4 protein-coding genes and 1 CRISPR repeat array are annotated in these 6,213 nt (G+C 43.3%); of the genes, 2 read left to right on the top strand and 2 right to left on the bottom strand.

Annotated features, from left to right (window positions below; translation table 11 throughout):
• Positions 1-40 precede the first annotated feature (40 nt).
• Positions 41-847: direct repeats of the CRISPR family, unit length 28 nt; unit sequence GTTCACTGCCGCACAGGCAGCTTAGAAA.
• A 279-nt stretch (positions 848-1,126) separates the two neighbouring features.
• Positions 1,127-1,894: a sulfite exporter TauE/SafE family protein gene (locus ACTRWE_RS06360; protein ID WP_462879687.1), complete on the top strand. Its 768-nt coding sequence runs from the start codon at positions 1,127-1,129 to the stop codon at positions 1,892-1,894.
• Here the strand turns inward: ACTRWE_RS06360 and ACTRWE_RS06355 are convergent.
• Complete coding sequence (locus tag ACTRWE_RS06355) at positions 1,887-2,522, bottom strand: NAD(P)-binding oxidoreductase (protein WP_462879686.1); 636 nt, start codon at positions 2,520-2,522, stop codon at positions 1,887-1,889. The genes ACTRWE_RS06360 and ACTRWE_RS06355 overlap by 8 nt on opposite strands.
• Positions 2,523-2,812: 290 nt before the next feature.
• Positions 2,813-4,822 (bottom strand): bifunctional tRNA (5-methylaminomethyl-2-thiouridine)(34)-methyltransferase MnmC2/FAD-dependent 5-carboxymethylaminomethyl-2-thiouridine(34) oxidoreductase MnmC1, encoded by a 2,010-nt coding sequence (mnmC, locus tag ACTRWE_RS06350; RefSeq protein ID WP_462879685.1) that lies wholly within the window; start codon positions 4,820-4,822, stop codon positions 2,813-2,815.
• A gap of 179 nt (positions 4,823-5,001) precedes the next feature.
• Here mnmC and fabB point away from each other — a divergent pair, with 179 nt between their 5' ends.
• Positions 5,002-6,213, top strand: coding sequence for a beta-ketoacyl-ACP synthase I (gene fabB, locus ACTRWE_RS06345; RefSeq protein ID WP_013465470.1), 1,212 nt, complete (start codon positions 5,002-5,004; stop codon positions 6,211-6,213).

The following is a 6,213-nucleotide window of genomic DNA, read 5'->3' as shown; positions in this document are numbered from 1 at the left end:
CTTAGAAAAAGCAGAAGCAGCAGCTAGAGTCTGATTTTGAGTTCACTGCCGCACAGGCAGCTTAGAAATAATACGGAAACATCCGCACCTAATACCGCACGTTCACTGCCGCACAGGCAGCTTAGAAAATTAAATCGAGTGCTATGCCTGTAACTATGTGTTCACTGCCGCACAGGCAGCTTAGAAATACACCATGACATTTAGAGCATTCAATCATTCGTTCACTGCCGCACAGGCAGCTTAGAAATCTTCAGGTATTGTAGGCGGTAAACCGTATTTGTTCACTGCCGCACAGGCAGCTTAGAAAGCCCAACCAAATTACGCCATTTTGCCCTTACCGTTCACTGCCGCACAGGCAGCTTAGAAAGCAACAAAGTCATCATCGATGAGCAAGGCAACGTTCACTGCCGCACAGGCAGCTTAGAAAAGTAGCGCCAAAGTCACCTACACGGTCGTTAAGTTCACTGCCGCACAGGCAGCTTAGAAATTGACCGATTGCATCTTGACTGTTCAAATCTCGTTCACTGCCGCACAGGCAGCTTAGAAAGCACAGATTCAAAAGCAGCATTAAAAGTACCGGTTCACTGCCGCACAGGCAGCTTAGAAAGTAACACCAACCGCAGCAAGAACGCCTGATAAGTTCACTGCCGCACAGGCAGCTTAGAAATGAAATAAAGTTTAAATATATTTGCTAAAAGTGTTCACTGCCGCACAGGCAGCTTAGAAAATCTACAAAAGCATAAACGTCCAGCGCCATGCGTTCACTGCCGCACAGGCAGCTTAGAAAATACTGGGATACCACGTTCAACCAGCTGTAGTGTTCACTGCCGCACAGGCAGCTTAGAAAATCTGTTTCTTTGCTACCTGTCTCTATTGCCCGGACGCTTACACTTGAGCAATCAAGTCGCGGGTTTTTTTATGGCTAAAATGATTGAATTTATTGTGCTTTGGTTTATCTTGCGAACCCCGAACCCCGAACCCCGAACCCCGAACCCCGAACCCCGAACCCCGAACCCCGAACCCCGAACCCCGAACCCCGAACCCCGAACCCCTTACAACTAATAGACTAGTCGCTTACTTACCTATTTTTTGTATTATGAGCCAATGATTAACTGCGAGCTTTGATATGGATATTTTTACAGCTGAACACATTTCCCCTTTAATTTCGCTTTTACTGGTTTTACTGGTTTTACTGGCGGGGGTTACTTCGTTTGTATCGGCGGCTTTTGGTGCGGGCGGCGGTTTAATGCTGTTGGTGGTAATGGCGTCGGTTATGCCTATGGCGGTGGTAGTGCCTGTTCATGGTTTAGTGCAGTTAGGCTCTAATGCCAATCGATTATTGTTAAGTATTGCTCATCTTGATAAGCCGATGTTGTTGTATTTTACTCTGGGTGGGTTAATTGGTGCCGGGTTGTCGAGCCAAGTAGTGAGCGATATTAACCTTGATAGCATGAAGCTGTTTGTGGCTTTATTTGTGATTTATTTACTGTGGGGAACAATCCCTGAATTTAATAAAGACTCACGATTAGGGCGTTTAATAGCGGGTGTAATTACGGCATTTATTTCTACTTTTGTGGGAGCAAGTGGGCCTCTGGTGGCGAGTTATTTACACATTAATCATTACGATAAGCTTAAATTTACCGCGACTTTTTCAAGTATTATGACCTTGCAGCATAGCTTAAAAGCCGTTGTTTATGCGGGGCTGGGTTTTAGCTTTTGGCAATGGTTGCCGTTAACACTGGCGATGATTTTAAGCGGAGCCATTGGCACTTGGTTAGGGATTCGTTTACTTAAACGGCTCTCTGTGGCGCGTTTTAGGGTTATTTTTAAAGTGATTTTAACTCTGCTTGCCATGCAGCTTGCATGGCAAGGGGTGAGTGTAATGCTTACTTAATAGCGGCTTTTATTGGTTTATCGCCATCAAATAACTCAAAAATACGATTGCTATTAAATGAGTTTGTAGCAACGTGAAGCAATGCGTTGGCTACATTTTCGCGGCTAATTTTAGCCTTTGACTGATCGCTAGGGCGCTCTGTTGTTACTTCCAAAGAGGCACTTTCGTCAGTTAATGTTCCTGGGCGGACAATTGTGTAATTGAGTCCACTGTGAATTAAATGCTCATCAGCCATATGTTTTGCTACAAGATAAGGCTTTAAGTCACTATCTATTGCATCAGGATCGTCTGCACCAATAGAGCTGACCATAATAAAGTGTTTTACACCGTGCTCTTTAGAATAAGTTGCTGCTTTTGTCGCTGCCCACAAATCAATAAGTACGGTTTTATCTGTGCCTGTACTTCCACCTGAACCTGCTGCAAAGATAACTTGGTCGCAGCCATTAATGGCACTTGAAAAGTCACCTTCTAAATCCTGTTCAACAATACTTAAAAATTGGCTATCTAAATCACGCAGTTTGCTTTTGTCTCTTACAAGTGCAACAACATTTTGCTCATTTTCTAAAAGTAGTTTGGTAGCCATTTTACCAATTTGACCACTTGCGCCAATAATTAAAGTCTTACTCATAATTAATTCCTTCTCAATATAGTGTAAAGATTGTTCGTACAAACAGACCTTGGGGTAGGAAATTATTTTTAAAGAGTAAATGGGATTTAAACGAGCTTATTTAAAAAAACATATTAGTGAAAAGTTATTACTTAACTGAGTATTAAAATTAGCTATTTTTTAAGGCGTTTTTTAGAACTTTTTACTCGATCATTATACTTACTTCGGTTACAAAGCTACGGTGGTATAAGCCAATACGTACACTGCGTTCTTGGTAATTACGGTAAAGGGCTTTGTAGGTATTATTACCTTTAAATTTTATTGCGAATAAGGTCACGAACAATAAAGCGGCCTGGGTGAATAGCTTGGCTTACGCGTTCGCTTAGTGGGCGAGGTTCGTTGTTTAAACTACTAATTAAGTGCTCGGCAGATAGCGGTGCACTGCATAATGCTCGCGCGCCAAAGCCGGTAAAAATATGTAGGCCCTGTTGTGGTTTTTTTAATGCTTGGTATTGATAGCGCTTACCCAAACGTAAATTAGCAAATGCATGTGTATAGTCAGTTTGCTCCACCCATTCACCGGCCATAGGTAAGTGATCAATAAAACTACAGCGAACAGCGGCTTTAGCAGAGCTAATATCGCCTAAGCTGGTGGCAAATTCAGTGTTGTTATAAAAGCTCAGCAGTTGCTCGCGGTTGGTTTGATTATCTTGCTCGGTCACTTCACGGCTTTTACTGTTTTTTTCAAAGGTGGCGCCCATACAATGGTGATTTAAATAAGCGGGGGTGAAATATCCCTTGTGACACAACACGGTTTTTAGCTTACGTGATTGCGTGCTTGCTTGAACATGTGACACCTGTCCGCGTACGCCAACAATAGGGAGCGTTTTAGTTTGCGCAAATGCATCGCTGTGTTCACCGGCGCAAATAATCACATCGCTAAAGGGGCCAAATGTTTGTTTTTGCGTGGTTAAGTACCAGCCATCGGGTTGTTTGTTAAGTTGCTCAATGTGGCAATTAAATAAGCTCTCAAACTCATTTAATTGCTGTGCGGCATCTAACATAGCACTGACTAACTGGGGGGGATTAACCCAGCCGCCTTGTTCAAAAAACACCCCTGAGTAACCTGTTTTAACCCCAGCAATAGCATCACCCTCATCAGCAGTCACATTTCGCATAAGCTGTTCTGGCCACAGTTGTTTATCAGCGAGATTTTGATGACGCTCTGCCAATGGTTTTTTTACTGCATGTTGCAGCACACCACACCACTGGTGATCAAACAAAAAGCCATTGTTGAGTAATTGGTTGTAAAGCCGCTTTGCGTATAAAAAACTATGGGCAAATAGTTCACTGTGTGGCGAATTTTTTGCTTGTAAATGCGGATATATCGCCCCTTGTACATTGTGAGATGCCCCCATGGCCGGTTGTTTATCTTGGCAAAATAAGTGGCTTGGTATACCGCGTTTCGCAAGGCTATAAAGAATACAACTGCTGGCTATACCACCGCCAATAACAGCTACATTGGTAAGAGGAGAGAAGTGATGCTCAAAATAGGCGGGGGCCGATTGTTTTGAATTAGCCTGAGCGAGTGTGCCAACTAGCATCTCTCGTTTTCGGCCAAAGCCTTTAGCTTTTTGCATGCTAAAGCCTGCTTCAATTAAGCCACGGCGAACAAAGCCCGCAGCGGTAAACGTGGCTAATGTCGCGTTGCTTCTAGAAATATCAACCATGGCGTTAAATACACTTTGCTGCCACATATCAGGATTTTTACTCGGTGCAAAACCATCTAAAAACCATGCGTCAACGAGTCCACTTTGTGGGTAGCTCATGCTATTAATACATTCCAGCACATCACCAAAGTAGAGGTCGAGCACCACAAGGCCATTGGCAAATTCAAGGCGATGACAACCGGTTAAATTAATCGGGTAGTGGGAGACGAGTTGGGCGCTTAAATGACTTAAACTAGGCCAAGCTTGCAAGGCTTGTTTTAAATCATTTACGCTAAGTGGATATTTTTCAAAAGAAATAAAATGCAGTCGTTGCACTGTATTTGGCTGTTGACTTTGAACTTGTGGGCATTGCAGGTGGTCATAAAACTGCTGCCATGCATTTAAAAAATTAAGCCCTGTACCAAAACCGGTTTCGGCTATAACAAAGTGCTCACGGTCATGATTTTGTAACCGTGACTCTATATTGTTTTGTTGATAAAACACATAATGAGACTCAGCGAGGCCGTCGTCATTAGAAAAATAAACATCATCAAAGTCATTAGCAACCGGTGTCCCTAAATCATTAAAGTGTATGTGGGCGTTTTTTATCATGACCAATTCAATTTTATAGATAATTTTTTAATTATTTTACGTGTTTTCTTTGAAATAGTCTGGCGTTATTTATAAGCTGTAGGTTCAGAGTACAAGTGTACGCTAGAAAGCTGACCACTTAGGTGATTAAATTCGCGTAAAATAGAACACAATTAAGTATTAAGCTAAGGGAATTACCCATGAGAAGAGCCGTAATAACAGGCATCGGTGTTGTATCAAGCATCGGCAATAATAAAGAAGAAGTATTAGAGTCACTAAGAGCGGGTAAAAGCGGTATTGCTTTTAACCAAGAATTTGCTGATTACAAATTGCGCAGCAATGTATCAGGTAAAATTGATATTGATGTTAAAGAGCATGTTGACCGCAAAGCAATGCGCTTTATGGGTGATGCAGCGGCTTATTCTTATATCTCAATGGCACAAGCGATTGAAGATGCGGGCCTTAGCGACGAACAAGTATCAAACGAGCGCACTGGTTTATTAGTGGGTTCTGGCGGCGGTTCATCAAAATGGCAAGTAGAAGCGGCCGATATCCTTCGCGAAAAAGGCGTTAAGCGCGTTGGCCCTTACATGGTGCCACGTACTATGGCGAGCACCACCTCTGCATGTTTAGCAACGCCATTTAAAATTAAAGGCGTTAACTACTCTATTAGTTCTGCGTGTGCAACTTCTGCGCATTGTATTGGCCACGCGGTAGAACAAATTCAATTAGGCAAACAAGACGTTATTTTTGCAGGCGGCGGTGAAGAACTTCACTGGACGTTAGCGATGGAATTTGACGCTATGGGCGCGCTTTCGACTAAATATAACGACACACCTGAAAAAGCATCGCGCACCTACGATGCTAACCGCGATGGTTTTGTAATTTCAGCCGGTGGCGGTATTGTGGTTGTTGAAGAGCTAGAACACGCACTTGCTCGTGGCGCGCACATTTACGCTGAAATTACCGGTTACGGCGCAACCTCAGATGGTTACGACATGGTTGCACCATCGGGTGAGGGCGCGGTACGTTGTATGCGCCAAGCTATGCAAAACGTTGATAGCATTGATTACTTAAATACCCATGGTACGTCAACACCCGTAGGCGATGTGAAAGAGCTAGGAGCTATTCAAGAAGTGTTTGGTGGTAACTCGCCAATGATCAGTGCCACTAAAGCAATGACAGGCCATGCATTGGGTGCGGCAGGTGTACACGAAGCCATCTTTTCATTGCTAATGCTTGAGCATGGCTTTGTTGCGCCATCTATCAATATTGATGAGCTTGATGAGCAAGCAGCGGGCTTGAACATTGTAACTGAAGCCAAAGACGTTGAACTAAATACGGTTATGTCTAACAGTTTTGGTTTTGGCGGCACCAATGCCACATTAGTAATGAGCAAATACAAAGGCTAA

It is taken from the genome of Pseudoalteromonas sp. G5_S1_54_S4 (genome assembly GCF_054968565.1).
This window is presented reverse-complemented; position numbering and strand designations above follow the sequence as displayed.